Origin of the sequence: Mycolicibacterium hippocampi (assembly GCF_010723735.1) — a bacterium.
Lineage (GTDB): Bacteria > Actinomycetota > Actinomycetes > Mycobacteriales > Mycobacteriaceae > Mycobacterium > Mycobacterium hippocampi.
The window spans coordinates 3,422,390-3,445,869 of sequence record NZ_BLLB01000002.1; the positions used below are offsets into that span (position 1 = coordinate 3,422,390).

Here is a 23,480-nt window from a genome sequence, read left to right on the forward strand (position 1 = left end):
GCACCATTGTGCGGTGTCCGCTGAGCTGAGCCAGAGCCTTCGCATCGATCCCGAGGCGCCGTTGCGTGCCTCGGATGTCGACGAGGCAGCCCGGCGAATTTCCAGCGTGGTGTCCCGCACGCCGTTGCAGCTCAGCGATCGGTTGTCGGCACTGACCGGTGCGCAGGTCTACCTGAAGCGCGAGGACCTGCAGGAAGTGCGCTCGTACAAGCTGCGGGGTGCCTACAACCTGTTGATGCAGCTGAGTCCCGAAGAGAAGGCCGCCGGGGTGGTGTGCTCGTCCGCCGGCAACCATGCCCAGGGTTTCGCCCTGGCATGCCGGTCGATGGGGGTGCACGGGCGCGTTTACGTTCCGGCCAAGACGCCGAAGCAGAAGCGCAACCGGATCCGCTATCACGGCGGCGACTACATCGAGCTGATCGTGGGCGGCAAGACCTACGACATGGCGGCCGAGGCTGCCCGCGAGGACGTCGCGCGCACCGGCGCGACGCTGGTACCGCCGTACGACGATCTCCGCACGATGGCCGGCCAGGGAACGATCGCGGTCGAGGTCCTCGACCAACTCGGCGGCGAGCCGGACCTGATGATCGTGCCGGTCGGCGGGGGCGGGTGCATCAGCGGGATCACCACCTACCTGGCGGAGCGGACGACCACGACCTCGGTCCTCGGGGTGGAGCCGGCCGGTGCAGCGGCGCTGGTGGCCGCGCTGGCCAGCGGAACGCCGGTGACACTCGAGCACGTCGACCAGTTCGTCGACGGGGCGGCCGTCGCCCGGGTGGGGACGCTGCCGTTCGCCGCGCTGTCGGCGGCCGGGGACATGGTGTCCATCACCACCGTCGACGAGGGTGCGGTGTGCACCGCGATGCTCGACCTGTACCAGAACGAAGGCATCATCGCCGAACCGGCGGGCGCGCTGTCGGTGGCGGCGCTGCTCGACGCCGACATCCAGCCGGGCTCGACGGTGGTCTGCCTGATCTCCGGCGGCAACAACGACGTGTCCCGCTACGGCGAGGTCCTCGAGCGCTCCCTGGTGCACCTGGGGCTCAAGCATTACTTCCTGGTCGATTTCCCGCAGGAGCCCGGCGCGCTGCGCCGGTTCCTCGATGAGGTGCTCGGCCCGAACGACGACATCACGTTGTTCGAGTACGTCAAGCGCAACAACCGCGAGACCGGCGAGGCGCTCGTCGGTATCGAGATGGGGTCGGCGTCGGATCTGGAGGGGCTGATCGCGCGGATGCAGACCTCGGAGTGCCACGTCGAACTGCTCGAGCCGGGTTCGCCCACGTACCGCTATCTGACCTGATGGCGGCCGGTTGCCCATACTGCGGCGTGGATGACTGTGAGACGAAGTTCCACGCATGCCTGGACCGGGACTTCTCCGACCCGGAATACGGTGTGGTGCACCATCTGACGGTCAGTACATACATGCTGCAACACGGTCGCTACACCGATGAAAATGTGCACGCCATGGCTGAATTCGTCCTGGCCTACCTCGACGAACCCCCGAACCAACACGCCCGCAGTGAGATTCGGCAGCGTTCTGATGGTTCGCGCCGCATCATCCGGCGCGGCGAGGAGTCCCGGTCGCTTGTCCTGCGCTGCCAGGACTCGATCGGCGACGTCGATTTGTCGACACCGGAGAACTATCGGACCTCGGTTCGCCGCTGGGCAGAGGCGGTGGCCCGGGCCGCGCGGGGGCCGTCGCGGGTGTCGGACTAACCGGGTCTGCGGACGATCGCGACAGAATGGCCGGCAAGCCGGGTGCGGTCGCCGCCGGTCTCCGGTTCCTCCCAGGCCAGCACTACCTCGCCGGTGACGGGAACGTCCACCGGCAGGTCGCCGAGATTGCATGCGATGGTGAAGTTGCCGCGGTGCATGACGATCCACCGCCGATCTTCGTCGTAGGTGATCTTCAGGTGATCCAGCCAGGGATCGCCGAAGTCGGACTCGCTGCGGCGCAACGCGATCAGGCTGCGATAGAAGGAGAGCAGCCGGGCGTGCTCACCGTCGCCGACCTCGTCCCAGTTCAGCTTCGAGCGCTCGAACGTCGCCGGGTCCTGTGGGTCGGGGATCTCGTCGGCGTCCCAGCCGTGCTCGGCGAACTCCTTCTTGCGGCCCTCCGCTGTTGCCCGGGCCAGCTCGGGTTCGGGATGGGAGCTGAAGAACTGGAACGGCGACGACGATGCCCACTCCTCACCCATGAACAGCATCGCCGTGTAGGGGGAGCCGAGCGCGAGTGCCGCCTTGACCGCGAGCTGGCCGGTGGTCAGGTTCTGCGACGGCCGGTCACCGATCGCACGGTTGCCCACCTGGTCGTGGGTCAGCGTGTAGGCCAGCAGGCGGGTGGCCGGGATCGTCGCGGTGTCCAGTGGCCGTCCGTGCCGACGGTGCCGGAACGACGAGTAGGTGCCCGCGTGGAAGTAGCCGTGCTGGAGGGTTTGTGCGAGCGTCTCGAGGGTGCCGAAGTCGCCGTAGTAGCCCTGTCGTTCACCGGAGACAGCGGAGTGGATCGCGTGGTGGATGTCGTCGTCCCACTGGGCGGTCATGCCGAGACCACCCTGGTCGCGCGGCGTGATCAGCCTCGGATCGTTCATGTCGCTCTCGGCGATCAGCGACAGCGGCCGCCCCACTTCGGCTGCCAGCGCATCGGTCTCGGCCGACAGCTCCTCGAGTATGTGGATGGCCGTGGTGTCCACCAGGGCGTGAACCGCGTCCAGCCGCAGCCCGTCGGCGTGGAAGTCACGCATCCAGCGCAGCGCACAATCGAGGATGTAGCGGCGCACCGGGTCGGCGTCGGCGTCGGCGATGTTGATCGACTCGCCCCAGGGGTTGCTGCCCGTCGACAGATAGGGCCCGAACTCGGGCAGGTAGTTCCCCGACGGGCCGAGGTGGTTGAACACCGCGTCGATCAGCACACCGAGCCCGCGGGCGTGGCAGGCGTCGATCAACCGGATCAGTGCGTCGGGGCCACCGTAGGGTTCGTGCACCGCGTACCAGAGGACCCCGTCGTAGCCCCAGCCGTGCGTTCCACCGAACGCATTGACGGGCATCAGCTCGACGAAGTCGACGCCGAGATCGAGCAGGTGTTCCAGCTTCTCGATCGCCGAATCGAATGTCCCCTCGGCGGTGAACGTCCCGACGTGCAGCTCGTAGATCACCGCGCCCTCGATGGAGCGCCCTTGCCACCCGTCGTCGGTCCACGCCTCAGGCGAGGGATGCCACAGCTGCGAACGTTCGTGCACGCCTTCGGGCTGGCGCGGCGACCGAGGATCGGGCAACACTTTGGGGCCGTCGCCGACGACGAATCCGTAGCGGGCGTCGGCAGCGACGTCGGCAACCGCGTGCCACCAGCCGTCGTGGGTGCGCGTCATCGGGTGCAGCGCACCGTCGACGTCGAGGCGGACCCTGTCTGGTCGCGGCGCCCAGACGGTGAACTCGTGCTCAGCCATCGGCGCGCACCAACAATGCCACCGGCAGTGCGCCGAACAGCTCACCCGCCGGAATCTCGCCGGCGTGTGTCGAGCCGCTCAGGAGATCGTTCCAGTGTCCGTCGGGAAGCGCCAAGGTGGTCTCACCCCAACCGTTGTCGGCCAACCGGACCGTCCAGCGGCTGACGGCGACCAGCACGTCCTCACCGCGCAGGAACGCCACGATGTGTTCGGCGGCTTCGCCGTCAGCCGGCACCGGGCGGTACCCGCCGGACAGAAAGGTGTCGGGTCGTTGCTGTCGCAACTGCAACGCCGCGCGCACCACCCGCATCTTGGGATGCGAGTCGGCCGCCATCTCGTCGCGGCGCAGCGAGTAGTCGACCGGGCGTCGATTGTCGGGATCGACCAGGCTGTCCTCCCAGAGCTCGGTGCCCTGGTAGACGTCCGGAATGCCGGGCGCGGTCAGCGCGACGAGCTTCTGGCCCAGCGCATCTGTGCGGGCATGCTCGTCCAGTCTGGCCAGGGTTGCGGTCAGCTCCGCCGCGACCGGTCCGTCCAGCACCGCGTCCAGCCAGTCGTGCACGGCAGCCTCGAACTCCACGTCGGGCTCGTTCCACGTCGTGTGCAGCGCGGCTTCCCGGATGGCCTTCTCCGCGTAGCCGTGAAGGCGTTGGCGCAGTTCGGTGCTCACGGTTCCGTCTGTAGGCCAGACACCGTAGATGTTCTGCCACAGGAACAGTCCGGTGAGCGGGTCGGGGGATGGGGTCGTCCGTTCCCAGCCCTGGATCAGCTCGCTCCACAGCGAGGGAACCTGCGACAGTACCCCGATGCGTGCGCGCACGTCCTCGCCGCGTTTGGTGTCGTGGGTGGTCAAGGTGGTCATCGCGTGCGGCCACAGCGCTGCGCGGTCCGCGGCGCGCCGGTGGAATTCCGCGGCACTGACGCCGAAGTACTCCGGTTCGCCGCCTACCTCGTTGAGCGACACCAGCCTGGCGTCGCGGTAGAAGAGGCAGTCCTCCATCGCCTTCGCGGTGGCCGCTCCACACAGCTGCTGCAGTCGCACGCCCACCTCCGGGTTGCGGGTCGTGGCGGCCATCAAGAGCGCGAGCGGGTCGGCGAGTTCCGGCTGGGCCGAGGCGGTCTCGGCGACGGCGACCGGCAGTACCGACGTGAGCGTCAGGTAATCCGAGCGGTAGACGCCGATGTTGCTCAGCAGGGCGGCCACCGCGTCGGGGAGCAGGTCGTGGTCACGTCCGGTGGCGGCGACGACCGCCCGGCGCAGTCGCCGCAACTCGCTGGCCAGCGTTTCGGTGACGGCTTTCACCTTGAGTCCGCGGGCGGTTTCGGCAGCCGCCGCATGGTCGCCGCCTGCTGAATCCACCAGGGCAGTCAGCGCTTCGGCACCGGACGGGTCCACGAACAGCCCACCCGCTTCGCGCAGCGCGTCGTACCCGGTGGTGCCTGCTACGGGCAGGCTGGGATCCAGCGGCTCGTCGACCGCGAGGATCTTCTCGACGACGATCCAGGCCTGCGGCCCCGCAACTTCTCGCAACCAGGTCAAATAGCCTGCAGGATCGGACAACCCGTCCGGATGGTCGATGCGGATGCCGTCGACGAGGTTCTCGGCGAACCACCGGCGCACCTCGGCGTGGGTGGCGTCGAAGACCGCGCGGTCCTCTTGGCGCAGACCTGCCAGCGAGGTGATCGAGAAGAAGCGCCGATAGCCGCAGGATCCGTTGCGCCAGCCGATCAGCTTGTAGTGCTGGCGATCGTGGACCTCGGCGCCGGTGCCCTCTCCGGTGCCGGGCCAGATCGGGTACTCCAGGTCGCCGAGTCGGAGCACCTCGCCGTCGACCACCAGGTCGGCGACGTCGTCGTCAGAACCCAGGACCGGCAACACGATTCGGCCGTCGGGGTCCAACGTCCAGTCGATGTCGAAGTACGAGCTGAAGGCCGACTCCCTGCCGTAGGTCAGCACGTCCCACCACCACCGGTTCTGCCGGGGCACGTCGACGCCGACATGGTTGGGCACGATATCAACAATGAGGCCGATCTTCCGACTGTGCGCAGCGTCGGCGAGCCGTTGCAGACCTTCTGCGCCGCCGAGTTCGGCCGACACGGTGGTGGGGTCGGTGACGTCGTAGCCGTGGCTGGATCCCTCGGCCGCGGTGAGGATGGGTGACAGGTAGAGGTGGGAGACACCGAGTTCGGCCAAGTAGTCGACGAGGTTCTCCGCGTCGGCGAAAGTGAACGCTTCCCCGCTGGCGGGGCCGCGCATCTGCAACCGGTACGTCGACAGGATTCGCATCTGTCAGGCGGTCTTTCGCAGGACGAGCAGGGAACGCGGTTGCACCGAGATCTTCTCTCCCGCGGCAACCACCAGTTCGGTGCTACCCGTCGGGTCGGCGGTGTCCAGGTCGGCCGTCCACTGCTGCGCATAGTAATCGGCCCGCGGTGCGACGAAGTCTTCCACTTCGTCATGAGAGTTGAAGCACAGCAGGAAGGAGTCGTCGGCGACGCGCTCGCCGCGCTCGTTGGGGGCCGGGATGGCCTGCCCGTTGAGGAACACCGCCACGCACTGTCCGAGTCCGGCCTCCCAGTCCTCTGCGGCCATCTCGTTGCCGGCCGGGGTGAGCCAGGCGATGTCCCTGGCCTGGGTACCGGTGCGGATAGGTTTGCCCTCGAAGAAGCGCCGGCGCCGGAACACCGGGTGGTCCCTGCGGAACCTGACCACCTTGCGGGTGAACTCCAGCAGGTCTGCGTTGGTCTCGCACAACGACCAGTCCATCCAGGACAGCTCGGAGTCCTGGCAGTAGACGTTGTTGTTGCCCCGCTGGGTTCGGCCGATCTCGTCACCGTGCGCGATCATCGGGGTGCCCTGCGACAGCATCAGCGTGCCCATGATGTTGCGCATCTGCTTGGCCCGCAGATCGAGGATCGACCGGTCCTGCGTGGGCCCCTCCACGCCGCAGTTCCAGGACCGGTTGTGGCTCTCACCGTCTCGGTTGTCCTCGCCGTTGGCCTCGTTGTGCTTCTCGTTGTAGGACACCAGGTCGTTGAGGGTGAAGCCATCGTGGCAGGTGACGAAGTTGATGCTGGCGCTGGGCCGTCGACCCGTCGCCTCATAGAGGTCCGACGACCCGGTCAGCCGGGATGCGAACTCACCCAGGGTTGCGGGCTCGCCCCGCCAGTAATCACGCACAGTGTCGCGATACTTCCCGTTCCATTCGGTCCACAAACCTGGGAAGTTCCCGACCTGGTAGCCGCCCTCGCCGATGTCCCAGGGCTCGGCGATCAACTTGACCTGGCTCACCACCGGATCCTGCTGGACGAGATCGAAGAACGCCGACAGTCGGTCCACGTCGTAGAACTCCCGAGCCAGGGTCGCGGCCAGGTCGAACCGGAACCCGTCGACGTGCATGTCGAGCACCCAGTACCGCAGCGAATCCATGATCAGTTGCAGCGTGTGCGGATGACGTGCGTTGAGACTGTTGCCGGTGCCGGTGAAGTCCTTGTAGTACCGGTTGTCGCCGTCGAGCAACCGGTAGTAGGCAGCGTTGTCGATGCCGCGGAAGTTGATGGTCGGCCCGAGATGGTTGCCCTCTGCGGTGTGGTTGTAGACCACGTCCAGGATCACCTCGATGCCCGCCTCGTGGAAGGCGCGCACCATCGTCTTGAACTCGGCCACCGCGCCGCCGGCATGCTTGTTCGCGGCGTACTGGTGATGGGGGGCGAAGAAGCCGAAGGTGTTGTAGCCCCAGTAGTTCCGCAGACCCAGCTGGAGCAGTCGATGATCGTGCAGGAACTGGTGCACCGGCATCAACTCGATCGCGGTGACGTTCAGCGATTTCAGGTGGTCGATGATCGCGGGGTGTGCCAGCCCGGCGTAGGTTCCGCGCAGTTCCTCGGGAACGCCCGGGTGCGCCTGCGTCATCCCTTTGACGTGCGCCTCGTAGATGACGGTCTCGTGGTAGGGCGTGCGGGGAGCGCGGTCGGACCCCCACTGGAAGAACGGGTTGATAACCACACTGGTCATGGTGTGCCCGAGCGAGTTGACCCGCGGCGGCTCACCCCCGCTGGCCAGGTCGTCGGCCCGCAGATCGTAGGAGAACAGCGCCTGGGTGAACTCGAATTCGCCGTGAAAAGACTTGCCGTACGGATCGAGTAGCAACTTGCTCGGGTCGCAGCGATGCCCGGACGACGGACTCCACGGGCCGTGTACGCGGTAGCCGTAACGCTGCCCCGGGGTCACCGTCGGTAGGTAGCAGTGCCACACGTAGCCGTCGACCTCCTCCAGGTCGATCCGGTGCTCGCGGCCGTCCTTGCCGATCAGGCACAGTTCCACCCGGTCGGCGACCTCGGAGAACAGCGAGAAGTTGGTGCCCGCGCCGTCATAAGTGGCGCCGAGGGGATAGGAGGAACCTGGCCAGACGGTCGGTGTGGACGCCGGTCCGGAGGGTGGCATCAGGCCCGCCACCAGCCGGTGACGGTGGCGATCTGGCGGCCCAACTCACCGGTCATGGTGCGCATGTAGGTGCTCGAGATGTGGTGAGAGTCGTGATACATCAGCACATTTCCCTCCACGGCTCGGCAATGATCGGGGCGACACACCGCGTTACTCATGTCGAGCGGATTGAGTAGCGGAAACTCCGCCACGTAGTCCAGTGTCGGGTTGTGATCCGACAGTACTTCGGATCGTCCGATCCCGCACGATGTCGCGTCGCCGCCGTCGGCCAGACAGTCTGCGGGGAAGAACGGCTCCCCGTCCCGCACCAGCCACGGTGTGTCCCGCATCGCGAGGATGGGAATGTCGTTCTCGGACAATGTCTCCCAGATTCCCAGGTAGCTGGACGGCATGACGTCGCCGGGCTTGGTGTTCCACGGGCGGGTCGAGGTCGTGAAGACGTAGTCGGGCTTGTCCGCGATGAGCATCGGCATCACCCGCTTGTTCCATTCACGGCACCGCGGGTACTCCCGGTTGTCGCCCATCACCAGCGGCCTCTCCGCCGTCGTCAGCGGGCAGCCCATCTTCAGGTAGGTGACGACCTTGAAGTGGTGTTGCCTGCCCAGCAGATCCAGCGCGGTGATCCAGTGTTCGGCATGTGAACCGCCCGCCAGGGCGATGGTGCGCGACGCGTTCTCGTCTCCGTAGGTGCAGTTGATCACGCTTGCGTTCTCGAAGTCGCTGATACATCCGTCGATGGTGGTTTGCGGTATGTCGTCGTCGGCCTCGAGCACCGTCGGGCGCATCGGCAGCTTGGGCACCCTGGCGTTGTCGACCAGCGCGCGTGCGCCGGGATAGTCGCGCAGCGAGAGGCCGGCGAGCTCGCCACCGTTCGCGCGCAGTACGGTCACGTGCTCGCGCCAGGTGAACGACATCGCGGTCAGCGCCACCCCGAGCAGCGCGACGACGGACCCGAGCACGATCGTCGGCCGACGCAGCCGGCGCAGGGCCACCGAGGACTTCGGCGGTGCGGCAGCAGGTGCGACCGCTGAGGAACTGCGGGTGCGTAGCGGCTCCTCGACGTAACGCATTGTCAGCCAGGCCAACAGGGCTGAAACCGACAGCACTGCCGCGCCCTCGAGGAAGTTCACACCCGTACCACCGGTGTAGGCCAGGTAGAAGATGAGCAACGGCCAGTGCCAGAGATACAGCGAGTAGGCCATGCTGCCCAACGTCAGGAACGGCGCCGACGCGAGCAACCGGTTGGGCGCGGGCAGTCGGCCGCGGGTGTGCGGATCGGCGTGCCGGTTCGCCGCGGACAGGATGAACAGCAGCGTGGCGCCCACCGGGACCAACGCCCACGGCCCGGGGAACTCTTTGACGCCGTCGATCAGCGCGCCGCACGACAGGATCGCCGCGAGCGCCACCACGGCGGCCACCGTGCGCAACCACATGGGGCAGCGCACGTGCGGAACCAATGCTCCCACCAGTGCGCCCAGCAGGAGCTCCCAGGCACGCGCGAAACTGCTGTAGTACGCCGTGGCCTGGTCGGTGTTGTGCGCGATGATCGCGTACACGAACGAGGCGATGGTCAGTGCGGTGAGCAACACCACGAAAGTCGCCCGCATGTGCCTGCCCAGTACGCGCCGGAACAAGAAGGCGGACAACAGGATCAGGACCAGGAACGAGATGTAGAACTGGCCCTGCACTGACATCGACCAGATGTGCTGCAGCGGGCTGACCGCCTCGCCGGCACGCAGGTAGTCCGACGCGGAGCGGGCGAGTTCCCAGTTCTGGTAATACCCCAGGCTGGCCAGGCTCTGATCGGCGAATGTCTCCCAGCGTGTCTCCGGCTGGATCAGCACGGTCAGCACCGCTGAGGCGGCCAGCACCACGACCAGGGCGGGCAGCAGTCGGCGGACCAACCGGGTGACCTCCCGGACCGGCCGCAAAGCCACCCCCGGGGTCAGTGCGCCGCGCAGCAACCGGCCGCCGAAGAAGAACCCGGACAGGACCAGGAAGACGTCGACGCCGCCGGACACCCGCCCGAACCACACGTGGAACACCGCCACCAGCGCGATCGCGATACCGCGCAGCCCGTCGAGGTCGTGGCGATAGAAGCCGGAAGTCTGCGCCACCGTACGGGGCACCGCGGCAGGCGGGATCACTCCCGGAGCGGTCGCGGGCGCCGGCCGGGCGGGGGCGAGGGTCATCATGGTCGACGGTTAATCTACCGAAGGTGCCTGCGATGACGCCCGCCGAGATCAGCGCTGTTGATGCCGCCCACATCTGGCATCCCTACAGCCCCATCGGGGCCGACGCACTGGCTCCGACGGTGGCGGTGGGTGCGCGCGGCGCCTGGCTGACCCTGATCCACGAGAACAGACCTGTTGAGGTGCTCGACGCGATGGCGTCGTGGTGGACCGCGGTGCACGGCCACGGTCATCCGGTTCTCGACGCCGCGATCACCCGGCAACTCGCGACGATGAACCACGTGATGTTCGGCGGGCTCACCCACGAGCCGGCCGCCCGGCTGGCAGAGCTGCTGGTGGAGGTCACGCCAGAGGGGCTGGAGACGGTGTTCTTCAGCGACTCCGGCTCGGTGTCGGTCGAGGTCGCGGTCAAGATGGCGCTTCAGTTCTGGCGCAGCACCGGGCGCGGGGACAAGCGACGGCTGATGACGTGGCGCGGCGGCTATCACGGTGACACCTTCACACCGATGAGTGTGTGCGATCCGCAGGGCGGCATGCACGAACTGTGGACCGGGCAGAACTCGCTGCTGGCAGACCAGGTGTTCGCCCCGCCGGTGCCGTCGGCCTACGACCCCGATTACAGCGCCGCCTTTTCCCGGCAGCTCGCCGAGCACGCCGACGAACTCGCGGCGGTCATCGTCGAGCCGGTGGTGCAGGGCGCCGGCGGTATGCGATTCCACGACCCGCGCTATCTGGTCGACCTGCGACGGGCCTGTGACGAGCACGGCGTGCTGCTCATCTTCGACGAGATCGCCACCGGATTCGGCCGTACCGGGGTGATGTTCGCTGCCGACCACGCCGGTGTCTGCCCTGACATCATGTGTGTCGGCAAGGCTCTCACCGGCGGTTACCTGACCCTGGCCGCGACGCTGTGCACACGGCTGGTCGCCGACACGATCAGCTCCAACCCGCCGGGGGCGCTGATGCACGGTCCGACGTTCATGGCCAACGCACTGGCATGCGCGGTGAGCGTCGCCTCGGTGGAGTTGTTGATGTCCGGCGACTGGCAGTCGCAGGTCCGCGCGATCGAGACGGGGCTGACCGACGGACTGTCCGAGGCGGCGATGCTGCCCAACGTCGTCGACGTCCGGGTCCTCGGCGCGATCGGGGTGCTCGAGTTGGACCGGCAGGTGGACCTGCGCATCGCCACCCCGGCCGCCATCGAGCACGGCGTGTGGCTGCGGCCGTTCCGCAACCTCGTCTATGTGATGCCGCCGTATATCTGCAGCACCGCCGAGGTCGACCAGATCACCTCGGCGATGGTCGGTGTCGCGCGTGCTCTAACCTGAACGGTGTTCAAGAGTGCTGAGCGAGCCCGAGGAGCGCCTGTGACCCGCGTCGGTCTGTCCCCGCTGGCCTGGCTCGACGAGGTCGAGACGCGGCGCCGTGCGGCCGGGTTGCGACGCTCTTTGCGCGCGCGGCCTCCAGTCGGCGCCGAGCTGGACCTGGCCTCCAACGACTACCTGGGCCTCTCCCAGCACCCTCGGGTGCTCGACGGCGGCGTGGCCGCGCTGCGCACCTGGGGCGCCGGGTCGACCGGGTCCCGGTTGGTCACCGGCAACACCGAACTCCACGAGAGCTTCGAGAACGCGCTGGCGGAGTTCGTCGGCGCGGCCTCGGCCCTGGTGTTCTCCTCCGGGTACACCGCCAACCTCGGAGCGGTGGTGGCGTTGTCGGGACCGGGGTCATTGCTGGTGTCCGATGCGCTGTCCCACGCCTCTCTGGTGGACGCGTGCCGGTTGTCGCGGGCCCGGGTCGTGGTCACCCCGCACGCCGACGTGTCCGCGGTGGACGCCGCGTTGGCCGAACGCACCGAGGAGCGCGCGGTCGTGGTGACCGACTCCGTCTTCTCCGCCGACGGCGTGCTGGCGCCGCTGCGGGCGCTGCACGAGGTGTGCCGGCGCCGCGGAGCGCTGCTGATCGTCGACGAAGCCCACGGCTTGGGGGTGCGCGGCGACGGTGGCCGTGGCCTGCTCCATGAGCAGGGCCTGGCCGGCGCCCCGGACGTGGTGATGACGACGACGCTGTCCAAGGCCCTCGGCAGCCAGGGTGGCGTGGTGCTGGGTCCCGTGGCTGTTCGCGACCACCTGATCGATGCTGCCCGGCCGTTCATCTTCGACACCGGGCTGGCACCCGCAGCCGTCGGCGCCGCACACGCCGCGCTGCAGGTGCTCGTCGACGAGCCGTGGCGTGCGCAGCGGGTGCTCGACCACGCCGCCGCGCTGGCGTCGGTGTGCGGCGTCGGCGAGGTTCCGCCCTCGGCCGTGGTGTCGGTGATCCTCGGCGAGCCGGAGGTCGCGCTGGCCGCCGCCGCCGCCTGCCTGGAGCGCGGAGTGCGGGTCGGGTGCTTCCGGCCCCCCACAGTGCCCGCGGGCACCTCCCGGTTGCGATTGACCGCTCGCGCCTCCCTGACCGACGAGGAGATGGTGTTGGCGCGCGCCGTGCTCACCGACGTGCTGTCACCGACGTGAGCGTCCTCGTCGTCACCGGAACCGGGACCGGCGTCGGCAAGACCATCGCCACCGCGGCTCTGGCCTGCCACGCCAGGTCCGCCGGTGTCGACGTCGCGGTGTGCAAGCCGGTGCAGACCGGAACCGAAGACGGCGACGACGATCTCGCCGAGGTGGCCCGTCTGTCCGGGGTGCTCGAATTACATTCTCTGGCAAAGTTTCCCGAGCCGCTGGCACCGCAGGCCGCTGCTGCGCGGGTCGGCTCGGCACTACCGAGCAGAACGTCGCTCGTCGACATGGTCACCGCCGTCGACCGGCCGGGCAGGCTCACCCTCGTCGAAGGTGCGGGTGGTCTGCTGGTCCAGATCGGTGCCGACGGGGTGACGCTGCGCGACATCGCGGCCGATCTCGGCGCGCCGGTTCTGACGGTGGTCGCTCCGGGTCTCGGCACCCTCAATCACACCGCGCTGACGCTGGAGGCCCTGGCGGCCAGGCGGATCGTCGTCGCGGGCCTGGTGATCGGTGCGTGGCCGGCCGAGCCGGGCGTGGCCGAGGTGGGCAACAGAGACGAGCTGGCAGGGCTGGCGCCGGTGCGCGCCGTGCTGCCCGACGGCGCCGGGTCGATGACGGCGCAGCGATTCGAGTCCGTCAGCGCGGCGGCGTTCGACCGATCGTGGGTCCGGAGCCTGGTCGGCTGATGGTGCACTCGGTGGAGATGTTGTTCGACGCCGAGACCGAGGCGGCAGTCGAGCGCATCTGGCACGACATGATGGCGCTCGGCATTCGCAGCCAGGCCGCCCACCGGTCGCCCAGCAACCGCCCCCACATCACCGTCACCGTCGCCGAACAGATGGCCGACACCGTCGACGCCGCCTTGCGACCGGCCCTGGCCCGGTTGCCGTTGGAGTGCCGGATCGGGGCGCCGATGGTGTTCGGCGTCCGCTCGATCACGCTGGTCCGCCTCGTGGTGCCCTCTGCCGAACTACTGGACCTGCAGGCGGACGTCCACCGGATCTGTCTTGCGCACATGCCGGACGGTCCTCTTGCGCACACCGAACCGGGACAGTGGACACCACACGTCACGCTGGCGCGGCGGATGCCGCCAGATCAGTTGCCGCAGGCGTTGGCGTTACCGGTGGGCGCCGAGATCCGCGGTCGCATCACGGGGTTGCGGCACTGGGACGGCAACACGAAGGTCGTGCACCCGATCGGCTGACCGGTCACACGTCGGCGCGGCTGTGTGCGGCGATCCCGTCGACGAGCAGGCTCAGGCCGAACGCGAACCGGGCGCTGGGGTTCTGGGTCCAGACGGTCGAGGAGACGTCGGCACCCGCTGCGTCCCACTGCATCCGGGACTGCTCGTCGGCGGTGAAGCCGAGCACGTAGTAGACGACGGAGCGGGCGGCCAGCTCCGCGTTCGCCGATGTCACACCGGCTTCGGCCGCGGCGGCGCCGAGCTCGGCGAGAACGTCGCCCATCACCTCCGACTGGCCGGCGGCGAAACTGGCCGACACCAGCTCGGCGGCGTCGGTGTGTGACAGCAATGCATCGCGGAGCCGGCCGCAGATGCCGACGATGCGGGCACTCCAGTCGCCCGGCTCCCCGCGCACCGGCTCCAGGATGCGGTCGGCCACCGCCCCGAGGAGCTGCTGCTTGTTGGCGAAGTGCCAGTACAGGGCACCGGGGGTGACGGCCAGCTCGCGGGCCAGCCGCCGCATCGAAAGGTCGGCGATGCCGTAGTCGTCCAGCAGCGCCGTCGCCGCGTCGACCACGTCACGTTTGTGGAGCTGCACACCGGTACCCTAACCTGAACGGTGTTCAAGTGGGCGACAGATAGGGCTGGCGAGTGAGCGACATTCTGGCAGTGGCACGCGAGCAGGTGCTGGAACGGGGCGAAGGCCTCGATCAGGACCAGACCCTGCAGGTGCTCCAACTGGCGGATGAGCGTCTCGACGACCTGCTGGCGCTGGCCCACGAGGTGCGGATGGCGTGGTGCGGTCCGGACGTCGAGGTCGAGGGCATCATCAGCCTGAAGACCGGCGGCTGCCCCGAGGACTGTCACTTCTGTTCGCAGTCAGGGCTTTTCGCATCTCCGGTGCGCAGCGCATGGCTCGACATCCCGAGCCTGGTCGAAGCGGCCAAGCAGACGGCCAAGACGGGCGCCACCGAGTTCTGCATCGTCGCCGCGGTACGCGGTCCCGACGAGCGGTTGCTGGCGCAGGTCGCCGCCGGCATCGAGGCGATCCGCAACGAGGTCGACATCCAGATCGCCTGCTCGCTCGGCATGTTGACCCAGGATCAGGTCGAGGCGCTCGCGGCGATGGGCGTGCACCGGTACAACCACAACCTCGAGACCGCGCGGTCGTTCTTCACCAATGTCGTGACCACCCATTCATGGGAAGAGCGTTGGGGCACGCTGCAGATGGTCCGCGAGGCCGGCATGGAGGTGTGCTGCGGAGGCATCCTAGGCATGGGGGAGACGCTGGAGCAGCGTGCGGAGTTCGCCGCCAACCTCGCCGAGCTCGACCCGCACGAGGTGCCGCTGAACTTCCTCAACCCGCGTCCGGGCACCCCGTTCGGCGACCTCGACGTGCTGCCCGCCTCCGAGGCCCTCAAGGCGGTGGCCGCGTTCCGGCTGGCGCTGCCGCGCACGATGCTGCGCTTCGCCGGGGGCCGGGAGATCACGCTGGGTGACCTCGGGGCCAAGAAGGGCATTCTGGGCGGCATCAACGCCGTCATCGTCGGCAACTATCTGACGACGTTGGGCCGGCCCGCCGAAGCGGATCTGGAGCTGCTCGACGACCTGCAGATGCCGATCAAGGCGCTCAACGCCAGCCTGTGATGGACACCGTCGTTTCACCCGAGGGCGAGCTGCCGGCTCCGGTCGGTGCAGGCGTTTACAACGTGTACACGGGTGAACCCGCAGGCAGCGTCGTGCCGACCACGGCGCAGTTGGGGCTGGAGCCGCCCCGCTTCTGTGCCGAATGCGGCCGCCGGATGATCGTTCAGGTGCGTCCGGACGGCTGGTGGGCGAAGTGCTCGCGGCACGGCCTGGTCGATTCCAAGGATCTGGAGCTCTACCGGTGACCCTCCCGAGCCCGGAGCCGAGGGTGTCGCGGACGCGTGCCGCGCTGACCGTCGTGGTCGGTGCCGTGGCGGCAGGTGCCCTTGTGGGCGGCTTGTGGGCGTGGCTGGCGCCGCCGATCCACGGCGTGGTGGCGCTGACCCGCTCCGGTGAGCGGATCACCGCGTCCCTGGGCAGCGAGTCGGACCATTGGTTCACCGCGGCGTTCATGTTCGTCGGAATGCTCGCGGTGGTGGCTGTGCTCGGGGCGGTGCTGTTGTGGCAGTGGCGCGCTCACCGCGGACCGGTGATGGCGGCGGCGCTGACGGTCGGTGGTGTGGCCGCCGCGGTGGTGGCAGCGGCGGTCGGGGCGTCGCTGGCGCGCCTGCGGTATGGGGTCGTCGACGTAGCAGCGGCACCGGTGTCCGAGGAGAGCCGGGTGCACTACGTCGTCGAAGCCCCGGCGGTGTTCTTCGGCCATTCTGCACTTCAGATCGCGGCTACGGTGCTGCTCCCCGCCGCGGTCGCGGCGCTGGTGTATCTGCTTGGCGTCACCGCGACCCCGCGCGACGACCTGGGTGCCTGGCCGCCGGTGGAGTACCCGCTGCCGACTACCGGTCGAATCGGGACAGGGGCTGACGTTCCACCCGTCGCCCCGTCAGCACCTTGGCCGTGATCACGCCGAGGGTGAGCATCCCGCGGTAGGTCGACGGGTTGAGCAGCGTCGGCCACTTCGTGCGGGCGATGTGCGCACGCAGCGGCCGTCCGGCGAAGCGGTCTCGCAACCAGCGCAGCGTCATCGGCGCGGACATCGGGTGCAGCAGCATGTGCTCGCTGAACATGTCGCGGTGGTAGGTGACGCGGGCGCCGCCGCGGGTGTAGGTCTCGATCAATTCGTCGATGTCGTCGACGGAGATGATCCGGTCATGGACGGCCTGCACGATGAGCACCGGTGTCTTGGGGGTGGCGGTGCCGAGTTTGATGCGGTCGAAGACATTCTGGACCTCCGGCGTCAACAGGATCTCCTCGAGCGGCCGGTCGACCAGATCGGCCATGTCCTTTCCGGCGAGCCGGAGCAGGGCATGCGCCGTGGTCATCTTCTCGATCCGCGCGAGCATCGCCTTGCCTTCGTCGGTGGCGTGCTCGGAGATGATGCGGTCCAGGTCGGGGTAGATGTGGGTCAGCGCCGCGACGACCATCGCCGGCAGTCCTGAATACACACTGCCGTTGAGACGCTTGAACGTATGACCGAGGTCGCCGACCGGCGAGCCCAGCACCGCGCCGACGACGTTGAGCTCCGGGGCGTAGCTGTCCTGCACCTCGGCGGCCCACGCAGAGGCCAACCCACCTCCGGAGTAGCCCCACAGCCCCACGGGCGCCCCGGGTGCCAGCCCCAGCGGCTCGTGGTTGATCGCCGCGCGCACCCCGTCCAGCACGTGATAGCCGGGTTCGTGGGGAGCTCCCCAGCTACCGGCGGTGCCTTCGTGGTCGGGGACCGAGACGGCCCAGCCCTCGGCGAGCGCCGCAGCCACCAGCAGGAACTCGAACTGTGCCAGTGAGCCGATCGCCTTGGCGCCCCTGCGCAGGGCGTAGGACGGAAAGCACCGCCCCGCCACCGCGTCGATGGCGCACTGATACGACACGATCGGCAGAGGGCCGTCCATGGCCCGTTCGGTGGGGACCACCACGGTCGTGACCGTGGTCTGCGGCTCGCCGTTGAGGTCGGTGGTGCGGTACAGCAGCTGGGTCGCGTGGAATTTCTGCGGGATGAAGCCGAGAAAAGCGACCTCGACGTCGCGGGACCGCAGCACCGTTCCTGGCCGGGCGTGTTCGTAACCGGCCGGCGGCCGGTAGAACGAGTCGTAGGCGGGAACGACCGGGCGCGCCTTGGGCTGAATGGGTTCATGGGGAGCCTGGCCGATCCACTGCGCTCCGGTGGACCGCGCCACGCTGCCGAGTTCCATCCAGGCATTGTTGCTTAAGAACGTGTTAAGAAGCCAGCCGACTCACCCCGGGGGCCGTAATGCCGCGAATTCGTCGGTGACCCGGTAGCGCGAGTCGGTGAACCGGTACAGCGCCGCCGGCCGGCCACCGCTGCGGCCCGATCGCGCGGTGGTGCCGGTCCTGGTGATGACGCGACGACGCTCGAGCACCCGCTGCAAGTTGGTGGCGTCGACTGGGTGGCCGAGCGCGGCGCTGTAGATGTCCCGCAGCGTCGAGAGAGCGAATTCCGCTGGGGCGAGAGCGAATCCGATGTTGGTGTAGGAGAGTTTGGCGACCAGACGGGTGCGGGCGTGCTCGACCATCGGGCCGTGGTCGAACGCCATCGGCGGCAGATCGCCGACCGGGTGCCATCGCGTGTCGGCGGGCAGCTCAGGGGTAGCGGGGGAGGGCACCAGACCGAGGAACGTGGACGCGATGGTCCGCCGGTGCGGCACCCGGTCCGGGTCGGAGAACACCGCGAGTTGCTCGAGGTGCGCCAGTTCACGTAGGTCCACCTTCTCGGCGAGCTGACGCCGGACCGAGCTCGTCATGTCCTCGTCGTCGCCGAGCCGCCCCCCGGGAAGGGACCATTTTCCGCGCTCCGGGCTCAGTGCGCGCTGCCACAACAGCACGTGAAGTGCGGGTTTGTGTCCGGCGCCGGACGCCTGGCCCTGTCGGACCTGGAACACCGCGGCCAACACCTCGTGGTCGGTGCTAGTATGAACCATGTTTTCGATTATAAGTCGAAAACCTCGGCGAAGTGAAGGAGGCGACGATGACGGTGACCGAACAGTTGTCCGCTGACCATCTGATGAGCCAGATCGTCGACGGGCCGGGGGGTTTCTCCGGCGTCGACGGCGACGCGCAATGGGCCGCCGAGGTGCGCCGTCTCGTGGAGCTTCGCGGTGCCACCCTGCTGGCGCACAACTACCAGCTGCCTGCCATCCAGGACGTCGCCGACCACGTCGGCGACTCGCTGGCGCTGTCGCGCATCGCCGCCGAGGCGCCCGAGGACACGATCGTGTTCTGTGGAGTGCACTTCATGGCAGAGACCGCGAAGATCCTCTCGCCGGCAAAAACCGTACTGATTCCCGACCAGCGGGCAGGTTGCTCGCTGGCCGACTCGATCACCGCCGACGAGCTGCGCGCGTGGAAGGCCGAGTATCCGGACGCCGTCGTCGTCTCCTATGTCAACACCACCGCCGCGGTGAAGGCCGAGACCGACATCTGCTGCACGTCGTCCAACGCCGTCGATGTGGTGGCCTCGATCCCGGCCGACCGCGATGTGCTGTTCTGCCCCGACCAGTTCCTCGGCGCGCACGTGCGTCGGGTCACCGGCCGGAAGAACCTGCACATCTGGGCGGGTGAGTGTCACGTGCACGCCGGCATCAACGGTGATGAACTCGCCGATCAGGCCCGCACCCATCCCGACGCCGAACTGTTCGTGCATCCGGAGTGTGGTTGCGCCACGTCGGCGCTCTATCTTGCCGGCGAAGGCTCCTTCCCCCAGGACCGGGTCAAGATCCTGTCCACGGGCGGAATGCTCGACGCGGCCCGGGAAACGGGCGCCCGTCAGGTTCTGGTGGCCACCGAGGTCGGGATGCTGCACCAACTGCGCCGGGCAGCGCCGGACGTCGATTTCCGGGCGGTCAACGAGCGGGCCTCGTGCAAGTACATGAAGATGATCACCCCGGCGGCGCTGTTGCGGTGTCTGGTGGAAGGCGCCGACGAGGTCGACGTGGACGTGGATGTCGCGGCGGCCGCGCGTCTGAGCGTGCAGCGGATGATCGAGATCGGTCAGCCCGGCGGTGGCGGGGAATGACCGCCGGGTGCGGCGGGGCCGGTCTGTGGAGGCAGCGCGCCGACGTCGTCGTCATCGGCACCGGTGTCGCGGGCCTCGCCGCCGCACTGGCGGCGCATCGCCATGGGCGCAGGGTGGTGGTGCTGAGCAAGGGCGGTGACACCGCCACGTTCTACGCCCAGGGCGGCATCGCCGTCGTGCTGCCCGACGCCTGCTACGGCAACGGTGACTCCATCGACGCCCACGTCGCCGACACCCTGGCCGCCGGCGGCGGGCTCTGCGATCCGGAAGCCGTTCGTTCGATCGTCGCCGACGGCCACCGTGCGGTATCCGACTTGGTCTCGGACGGTGCATGTTTCGACGAATCGGCACCGGGTCGGTGGGCGTTGACCCGAGAGGGTGGGCACTCCCGCCGACGCATCATCCACTCGGGAGGAGATGCGACGGGAGCCGAGGTGCAGCGCGCGCTGAACAACGCGGCGGCCACCCTCGACATCCGCAGGAACCATGTCGCCGTGGAGCTACTGGTGGAGTCGGGCGCCGTGACGGGGGTGCTGGTGCTCAGCGACGACGGCCCCGGCGTCATCCACGCCCCGTCGGTCATCCTCGCGACCGGGGGACTGGGGCACCTCTATGAAGCGACCACCAACCCGGTGGGATCGACCGGCGACGGGGTGGCGCTGGCGATGTCCGCCGGCCTGGCTGTCGGTGACCTCGAGTTCATCCAATTCCACCCGACCATGCTCTTCGACGGGCGCGGCAGTGGCCGCCGTCCCCTGATCACCGAGGCGCTCCGCGGCGAAGGCGCGAAACTGGTAGACGCCCGCGGACATTCGATCACCGAAGGGGTGCACCCGATGGGAGATCTGGCACCCCGGGATGTGGTCGCGGCGGCGATCGAGACCCGGCTGACCGAGTCCGGGGATCGGTGCGTTTACCTCGATGCCCGCCATGTCACGGACGTCTCGACGCGGTTCCCCACCGTGACCGCGGCCTGCCTGGCGGCCGGCATCGACCCAGAGCGCCAACCGATCCCGGTCGTTCCGGGTGCCCACTACAGCTGCGGCGGTGTCCTGACCGATGTCTCCGGACACACCGAGATCGCCGGACTGTTCGCCGCGGGCGAGGCGGCGCGCACCGGGATGCACGGTGCCAACCGACTGGCGTCCAACAGCCTGCTCGAAGGCCTGGTGGTCGGCGGCCGTGCCGGTGCTGCCGCAGCCCGCCATGCTCAGGTCGCCGGCGTGGGTCGGGTGGTGACCCCGGAACTGCCGGTGCGCTCCGTCGTGGCCCGCGCCGACCTGCAGCGGGCCATGACCCGCCACGCCTCCGTCGTCCGCAACGGGGATGGGTTGAGACGGTTGCTCGACCTGTTGGCGGCGGCCACACCGCGGGTCATCAAGTCGCGCAATGACTTCGAAGAAGCAGCGCTGACGGCCGTCGCGGGGGCGGTGGCCACCGCGGCGTCGGCCCGTACCGAATCGCGTGGCTGTCATCACCGCTCGGATTTCCCCGACACCGATCCGGCGCAGGCGTCCAGCGTGCTGCGCGGCGGTGCGGTCGGCAGGCTCGCGCAGGCGGCGGTGAGTTGCTGATGGCGCTCACCGAGGACGAGCTCACCGAGGCCCGCGCTGTCATCACCCGCGCGCTGGAGGAGGACCTGCGCTACGGGCCGGATGTCACCACTGTTGCCACGGTGCCTGCCGACGCGTGGACCACAGCGTCGGTGGTGGCCAGGGAACCGGGCGTGATCGCAGGCTCGGAGCTGGCGCTGATGGTGTTCGACGAAGTGCTCGGCGCCGGCAGCTACCGGGTCAAACACCGGGTGCCGGACGGTACCCGGCTGGACGCCGGCGGCGCGGCGCTGACCGTGCACGCCCCGACGCGAGGCCTGCTCACCGCTGAGCGCACGATGCTGAACCTGGTGTGTCACCTGTCCGGTATCGCGACCACCACCGCGGCGTGGGTGGACGCGGTATCCGGAACGGGCGCCCAGATCAGGGACACCCGCAAGACCCTGCCCGGTCTGCGGGCCCTGCAGAAGTACGCGGTGCGGGTCGGCGGCGGCGTCAACCACCGCATGGGGCTAGGTGACGCGGCGCTGATCAAGGACAACCATGTGGCCGCGGCCGGGTCGGTGGTGGCCGCCCTGCGCCAGGTCCGCGCCGCTGCCCCGGATCTGCCCTGTGAGGTGGAGGTCGACTCGCTGGAAGAACTCGACGAAGTGCTCGCCGAAGGTGTGGAGCTGGTGCTGCTGGACAACTTCCCGGTGTGGCAGACCCAGATCGCGGCGCAACGGCGCGCTGCGCGATCCCCGGACACGAAACTGGAGTCCTCGGGCGGGCTGTCGCTACCGAACGCCGCGGACTACGCGGGAACAGGGGTGGACTACCTCGCGGTGGGGGCGCTCACGCACTCAGTGCAGGTGCTCGACCTGGGGTTGGATCTATAGCGTGACCGATCCGTCGCCACGGAGCGGCCTGCTCTACACGGCTTTGGTGCTGGCCTTTCTGTCCCTGGGTGTCGCAGCGGTCGCGCTGCTGCGCCCCATCGACACGCGGCCGGACTACACCGACGCGCAGCGCAGCGAGGCCGAGACTGCGATCTGTGCGGCCTTCCAGACCGTCCGCGCGGGGGTGCAGACCAACACCAACCTCGAGCCGCCGGGCGGCGCTGACGACATCGGCGGTGCGCTCGCGGTCGCCGCCAACGCCCGGGTGGCGCTCTACGACGGCGGCCAGTACCTGCTCGCCCGTCTGGACCCGGCCACCCCCGACGAACTCGCCGACCAGATCCGGCGGTTCGGCAACCAGCTGATGGACATCGGCGCCGCCGCGACCGCGGGGGTGCCCAACACCGATCCGGCGCAATCCCGCCGACTCGAGGATGCCGAGGCCACCAGCGCTGTCATCAACGCGCTGTGCCGGTAGCGGTCAGCCGAGAAGGTCGAACCGCCGATCAGGCAGTGGCCGGTCCCCGCCGCAGCAGCGCCAGCACCACGGCCGCCGTCGCGAACAGGCCGGAGAACACCCGATTGAGCGCCGTCTGCTGCCTTGGAGTTCGTAGCCACGCCAGCAGGCGCACCGACAGCGCGGCGTAACACCCCATCACGACCAGGTCGACGGCGACCATCGTGACCCCGATGGCGAGGTACTGGGGCACCAGCGGCGCCGTAGGCACCACGAACTGCGGCATCACCGCCAGAAAGAACAGCAGCCCTTTCGGGTTCGTGGCATTCACCAGAAACCCTCGCGCCAGCAGCGACGTGCGCCCGCCGTCGGCGGCTCGGTGCACCCGGGCGTCGAGGTCGAGTGCGGCGCTGCGCCACTGCCGGACCGCCAGGTAGGCCAGATATGCCACACCCAGCCACTTGATGACGGTGAAGGCCAGTATCGAATTCATCACTGCTGCGCCCAACCCGACTGCGACGAGCGTCAGCTGGAGCATGAGCCCCGCTTCGAGGCCGACGATGCTCCAGTACCCCCTCCTGACTCCGTGCGTCAGGCCGGTGGCCATCGACTGGATGGCGCCGGCGCCCGGCGACACCGCGATCACGATGGCGGCGCCGAAGAACGCCAGCCACATCTGCCAGGCCATGCCGTGGAGTGTGTCAGGTGGAGTCAAGCGATCTCGGCGACGAAGACCCCCGAGCGTTTGGCAAGGCCCTGGGCGATCCGGGGCAGCGAAGGGTCGACAGTGCCTGCAGGGAGCACCCGCGGGTCGACCAGGTGCAGGGTCTTCTTGCCGATCTGGATGTCTGCTTCGCCCGCGGCCAGCACATTCTTGACCCAGTTGGTCTTGCCATGCGCCAAACCGATCGCCAGAACCTGTCCTTTTCGGTACGGCGTGACGATCGTCTCGTAGTCCTTGCCTGACGTACGGCCACGGTGCTTGATCACAGCGAGGCCGGGCATCCGCCTGGAGAGCGGTCGAAGTAGCGGGTTGATGTACTTGATCTGCAGGTTCTCCAACCAGGGCGGGAAGATCATTGGTACGCCCGGTGCGTTGTTGGGGTGCTCACGCTTGGTGGGTCGATCGGACATGACGCCTCCGATACC

General features: G+C 68.5%; 22 protein-coding genes. 13 read left to right on the top strand and 9 right to left on the bottom strand.

What is annotated here, in order from left to right; all coding sequences use genetic code 11:
* Nucleotides 1–13: 13 nt before the first annotated feature.
* Nucleotides 14–1,303 carry a threonine ammonia-lyase IlvA gene (gene ilvA / locus G6N53_RS17600; RefSeq protein ID WP_163890479.1) on the top strand — a complete coding sequence of 430 codons (1,290 nt, stop codon included), beginning with the start codon at nt 14–16 and terminating at the stop codon, nt 1,301–1,303.
* Complete coding sequence (locus G6N53_RS17605; RefSeq protein WP_264061966.1) at nt 1,303–1,719, top strand: DUF5946 family protein; 417 nt, start codon at nt 1,303–1,305, stop codon at nt 1,717–1,719. The genes ilvA and G6N53_RS17605 overlap by 1 nt, the downstream gene beginning before the upstream one ends.
* Here G6N53_RS17605 and treZ read toward each other — a convergent pair.
* The 4 genes from treZ to sucT are packed head-to-tail and all read right to left on the bottom strand — an operon-like array spanning nt 1,716 to nt 10,088.
* Nucleotides 1,716–3,449 carry a malto-oligosyltrehalose trehalohydrolase gene (gene treZ / locus G6N53_RS17610; RefSeq protein ID WP_163890483.1) on the bottom strand — a complete coding sequence of 578 codons (1,734 nt, stop codon included), beginning with the start codon at nt 3,447–3,449 and terminating at the stop codon, nt 1,716–1,718. The two genes, G6N53_RS17605 and treZ, sit on opposite strands and share 4 nt — an antisense overlap.
* Complete coding sequence (gene treY / locus G6N53_RS17615; RefSeq protein WP_163890485.1) at nt 3,442–5,736, bottom strand: malto-oligosyltrehalose synthase; 2,295 nt, start codon at nt 5,734–5,736, stop codon at nt 3,442–3,444. The genes treZ and treY overlap by 8 nt, the downstream gene beginning before the upstream one ends.
* Nucleotides 5,737–5,739: 3 nt before the next feature.
* Complete coding sequence (gene glgX, locus G6N53_RS17620; protein WP_163890487.1) at nt 5,740–7,893, bottom strand: glycogen debranching protein GlgX; 2,154 nt, start codon at nt 7,891–7,893, stop codon at nt 5,740–5,742.
* Complete coding sequence (gene sucT / locus G6N53_RS17625; protein WP_163890489.1) at nt 7,893–10,088, bottom strand: acetyltransferase SucT; 2,196 nt, start codon at nt 10,086–10,088, stop codon at nt 7,893–7,895. Before sucT ends, glgX begins: the two co-directional genes overlap by 1 nt.
* Nucleotides 10,089–10,111: 23 nt before the next feature.
* Between sucT and G6N53_RS17630 the strand changes: the two genes are divergently transcribed.
* Genes G6N53_RS17630 through G6N53_RS17645 form a run of 4 tightly spaced genes read left to right on the top strand, consistent with a single transcriptional unit; the run spans nt 10,112 to nt 13,790 of the window.
* Nucleotides 10,112–11,413 carry an adenosylmethionine--8-amino-7-oxononanoate transaminase gene (locus tag G6N53_RS17630; protein WP_163890491.1) on the top strand — a complete coding sequence of 434 codons (1,302 nt, stop codon included), beginning with the start codon at nt 10,112–10,114 and terminating at the stop codon, nt 11,411–11,413.
* A gap of 39 nt (nt 11,414–11,452) precedes the next feature.
* Nucleotides 11,453–12,595: an 8-amino-7-oxononanoate synthase gene (locus G6N53_RS17635; protein WP_163890493.1), complete on the top strand. Its 1,143-nt coding sequence runs from the start codon at nt 11,453–11,455 to the stop codon at nt 12,593–12,595.
* Nucleotides 12,592–13,272, top strand: coding sequence for a dethiobiotin synthase (gene bioD, locus G6N53_RS17640; protein WP_163890495.1), 681 nt, complete (start codon nt 12,592–12,594; stop codon nt 13,270–13,272). The genes G6N53_RS17635 and bioD overlap by 4 nt, the downstream gene beginning before the upstream one ends.
* The gene (locus G6N53_RS17645) at nt 13,272–13,790 is read left to right on the top strand and encodes a 2'-5' RNA ligase family protein (RefSeq protein ID WP_163890497.1); all 519 of its coding nucleotides are present in this window, start codon (nt 13,272–13,274) and stop codon (nt 13,788–13,790) included. The genes bioD and G6N53_RS17645 overlap by 1 nt, the downstream gene beginning before the upstream one ends.
* A gap of 4 nt (nt 13,791–13,794) precedes the next feature.
* Here G6N53_RS17645 and G6N53_RS17650 read toward each other — a convergent pair whose 3' ends face one another.
* Nucleotides 13,795–14,367 carry a TetR family transcriptional regulator gene (locus G6N53_RS17650; RefSeq protein WP_163890499.1) on the bottom strand — a complete coding sequence of 191 codons (573 nt, stop codon included), beginning with the start codon at nt 14,365–14,367 and terminating at the stop codon, nt 13,795–13,797.
* 53 nt (nt 14,368–14,420) lie between these two features.
* On the opposite strand from G6N53_RS17650, the gene bioB reads away from it, so the two are divergent.
* Genes bioB through G6N53_RS17665 form a run of 3 tightly spaced genes read left to right on the top strand, consistent with a single transcriptional unit; the run spans nt 14,421 to nt 16,314 of the window.
* On the top strand, nt 14,421–15,416 hold the full coding sequence (bioB, locus tag G6N53_RS17655; RefSeq protein ID WP_163890501.1) for a biotin synthase BioB: 996 nt from the start codon (nt 14,421–14,423) through the stop codon (nt 15,414–15,416).
* The gene (gene bsaP, locus G6N53_RS17660; RefSeq protein WP_163890503.1) at nt 15,416–15,661 is read left to right on the top strand and encodes a biotin synthase auxiliary protein BsaP; all 246 of its coding nucleotides are present in this window, start codon (nt 15,416–15,418) and stop codon (nt 15,659–15,661) included. The genes bioB and bsaP overlap by 1 nt, the downstream gene beginning before the upstream one ends.
* Nucleotides 15,658–16,314, top strand: a complete 657-nt coding sequence (locus tag G6N53_RS17665) for a DUF2567 domain-containing protein (protein WP_237166559.1) — start codon at nt 15,658–15,660, stop codon at nt 16,312–16,314. The genes bsaP and G6N53_RS17665 overlap by 4 nt, the downstream gene beginning before the upstream one ends.
* Here the strand turns inward: G6N53_RS17665 and G6N53_RS17670 are convergent.
* Nucleotides 16,250–17,602 (bottom strand): lipase family protein, encoded by a 1,353-nt coding sequence (locus G6N53_RS17670; RefSeq protein WP_163890507.1) that lies wholly within the window; start codon nt 17,600–17,602, stop codon nt 16,250–16,252. The genes G6N53_RS17665 and G6N53_RS17670 overlap by 65 nt on opposite strands.
* Nucleotides 17,603–17,644: 42 nt before the next feature.
* Entirely contained in the window at nt 17,645–18,322 is a 678-nt protein-coding gene (locus G6N53_RS17675) for an NUDIX hydrolase (protein WP_371870891.1), read from the bottom strand.
* Between the two features lie 110 nt (nt 18,323–18,432).
* Between G6N53_RS17675 and nadA the strand changes: the two genes are divergently transcribed.
* The 4 genes from nadA to G6N53_RS17695 are packed head-to-tail and all read left to right on the top strand — an operon-like array spanning nt 18,433 to nt 22,352.
* On the top strand, nt 18,433–19,443 hold the full coding sequence (gene nadA / locus G6N53_RS17680; RefSeq protein ID WP_237166760.1) for a quinolinate synthase NadA: 1,011 nt from the start codon (nt 18,433–18,435) through the stop codon (nt 19,441–19,443).
* Complete coding sequence (locus G6N53_RS17685) at nt 19,440–21,017, top strand: L-aspartate oxidase (RefSeq protein ID WP_163890513.1); 1,578 nt, start codon at nt 19,440–19,442, stop codon at nt 21,015–21,017. Before nadA ends, G6N53_RS17685 begins: the two co-directional genes overlap by 4 nt.
* Nucleotides 21,017–21,874, top strand: a complete 858-nt coding sequence (gene nadC, locus G6N53_RS17690; RefSeq protein WP_163890515.1) for a carboxylating nicotinate-nucleotide diphosphorylase — start codon at nt 21,017–21,019, stop codon at nt 21,872–21,874. Before G6N53_RS17685 ends, nadC begins: the two co-directional genes overlap by 1 nt.
* 1 nt (nt 21,875) lies before the next feature.
* The gene (locus G6N53_RS17695; protein ID WP_163890517.1) at nt 21,876–22,352 is read left to right on the top strand and encodes a hypothetical protein; all 477 of its coding nucleotides are present in this window, start codon (nt 21,876–21,878) and stop codon (nt 22,350–22,352) included.
* A 28-nt stretch (nt 22,353–22,380) separates the two neighbouring features.
* Here G6N53_RS17695 and G6N53_RS17700 read toward each other — a convergent pair whose 3' ends face one another.
* Entirely contained in the window at nt 22,381–23,019 is a 639-nt protein-coding gene (locus G6N53_RS17700) for a LysE family transporter (protein WP_163890519.1), read from the bottom strand.
* Nucleotides 23,020–23,042: 23 nt separating this feature from the next.
* Nucleotides 23,043–23,465 carry a nitroreductase family deazaflavin-dependent oxidoreductase gene (locus tag G6N53_RS17705; RefSeq protein ID WP_163890521.1) on the bottom strand — a complete coding sequence of 141 codons (423 nt, stop codon included), beginning with the start codon at nt 23,463–23,465 and terminating at the stop codon, nt 23,043–23,045.
* Nucleotides 23,466–23,480 lie beyond the last annotated feature (15 nt).

Bases quoted from the DNA above. Each gene is read 5' to 3' on its own strand.
- G6N53_RS17605 (WP_264061966.1), top strand. From the start codon at position 1,303: ATGGCGGCCGGTTGCCCATACTGCGGCGTGGATGACTGTGAGACGAAG.
- treZ (WP_163890483.1), bottom strand. From the start codon at position 3,449: ATGGCTGAGCACGAGTTCACCGTCTGGGCGCCGCGACCAGACAGGGTC.
- treY (WP_163890485.1), bottom strand. From the start codon at position 5,736: ATGCGAATCCTGTCGACGTACCGGTTGCAGATGCGCGGCCCCGCCAGC.
- glgX (WP_163890487.1), bottom strand. From the start codon at position 7,893: ATGCCACCCTCCGGACCGGCGTCCACACCGACCGTCTGGCCAGGTTCC.
- sucT (WP_163890489.1), bottom strand. From the start codon at position 10,088: ATGATGACCCTCGCCCCCGCCCGGCCGGCGCCCGCGACCGCTCCGGGA.
- G6N53_RS17645 (WP_163890497.1), top strand. From the start codon at position 13,272: ATGGTGCACTCGGTGGAGATGTTGTTCGACGCCGAGACCGAGGCGGCA.
- bsaP (WP_163890503.1), top strand. From the start codon at position 15,416: ATGGACACCGTCGTTTCACCCGAGGGCGAGCTGCCGGCTCCGGTCGGT.
- G6N53_RS17670 (WP_163890507.1), bottom strand. From the start codon at position 17,602: ATGGAACTCGGCAGCGTGGCGCGGTCCACCGGAGCGCAGTGGATCGGC.
- nadA (WP_237166760.1), top strand. From the start codon at position 18,433: ATGAGCCAGATCGTCGACGGGCCGGGGGGTTTCTCCGGCGTCGACGGC.
- G6N53_RS17685 (WP_163890513.1), top strand. From the start codon at position 19,440: ATGACCGCCGGGTGCGGCGGGGCCGGTCTGTGGAGGCAGCGCGCCGAC.
- nadC (WP_163890515.1), top strand. From the start codon at position 21,017: ATGGCGCTCACCGAGGACGAGCTCACCGAGGCCCGCGCTGTCATCACC.
- G6N53_RS17700 (WP_163890519.1), bottom strand. From the start codon at position 23,019: ATGGCCTGGCAGATGTGGCTGGCGTTCTTCGGCGCCGCCATCGTGATC.
- G6N53_RS17705 (WP_163890521.1), bottom strand. From the start codon at position 23,465: ATGTCCGATCGACCCACCAAGCGTGAGCACCCCAACAACGCACCGGGC.